The organism is Kitasatospora sp. MY 5-36 (genome assembly GCF_001182915.1).
In the GTDB taxonomy this organism is placed as follows: Bacteria; Actinomycetota; Actinomycetes; order Streptomycetales; family Streptomycetaceae; genus Kitasatospora.
Window position 1 is genome coordinate 1 of sequence record NZ_LFVW01001261.1, and the last position, 1,147, is coordinate 1,147.

The following is a 1,147-nucleotide window of genomic DNA, read 5'->3' on the forward strand; positions in this document are numbered from 1 at the left end:
CTGCCGGACGCCCCGCCCTTCCCCCGCGCGCACCTGGCCATGGTGGTGGGCGCCTGCGTGGAGCACGGCGCCGACCCGGTGGCCTGCTCCGGCCCGGTGCTGGCCGGCCTGCGCGGGGCGCTGACCGGCGCACAGCTGCTGGTCCGGCGCTGGGTCTCCACCGGCGGCGGCCCGCTGCCCAGCGCGGAGGAGGACGATCCGGCCGAGGCGCACGAGCGGATCGCCGACCCGGCGCACCTGGACGAGTGGCACGCGCACCTGGCCGTGGTCGCCTGGTGGACGCTGCACCTGTGGCAGCAGGCGGCCTGGGCGGTGTACGCGCACGCGGAGGTCCGGGCCGAGGCCCGCGCCTCGGGCGTGACCGAGGTGCTCCTGGAGCTGTTCGACCGCTACCAGGGCGAGCAGCACGACTTCAAGGGCCTGGTCCACCTGGCGCTGATGCTGGACGACGAGCCGCTGCTGGTGCTCGACCGCCCCACCGGCACCGGCTACCTGCTGCGGATGAGCGGCCTGAGCGACACCTTCCAGCTGCACACCCTGCTCGCCGACGTGCTGATCGGCGGCGGCCACCTGCCCGGCACCCCGCAGGAGCGGGAGGTGGTGGCGCTGGCCCGGACGGCGTTCCTGGACGGCCGCCGGGTGATCGCCACCGGTGCCTTCAACCTGGTCGCGCCGGACGGCTCCTGGATCTGGAACGAGGGGACGCCGGGCGATATCCCGGTGGTGGACGGCGTGCGCACCCTGGTGCTGGAGCCGCTGCCGTACGAGCGCAGCTGGTCGGCCGGGCGGTTCATCCAGGAGGTTCCGGGCGACCTGCGGCTGGAGCGGGTGCTCGACCCGGTGGAGGCCGCCCGCCGGCTGGCCGCCACGGTGCCGGGGCAGACGCCCGCCGAGGCGTTCCGGTAGACCGGGCGCTCCGGGTCCAGGCGTTCCGGGAGGCCCCGACGGCCCCGCCCGTTCACCGGGTTAGGGTCGGAAGCCGACACAGCCCCCTACGAGTGGAGTCGACGATGGCGAAGGTCCCGAACGTGCTCGCGGCCGCCGCGCCCGCCGCGCTGACCGCGGCGAGCGGTCTGGTCGGCGGTTACGGCGTCGCCCGCTGGAGCGGCCGGCGCGAGCTGGGCGGCGCGGTGCTGGCGGTGGCCGG

General features: G+C 76.3%; 1 protein-coding gene. It reads left to right on the plus strand.

The annotated features are described in order from the left end of the window. A partial coding sequence (locus tag AE652_RS41820) for a hypothetical protein (RefSeq protein WP_049661317.1) occupies positions 1 to 906 on the plus strand: 906 nt, incomplete at its 5' end. Positions 907 to 1,147: the final 241 nt, after the last annotated feature.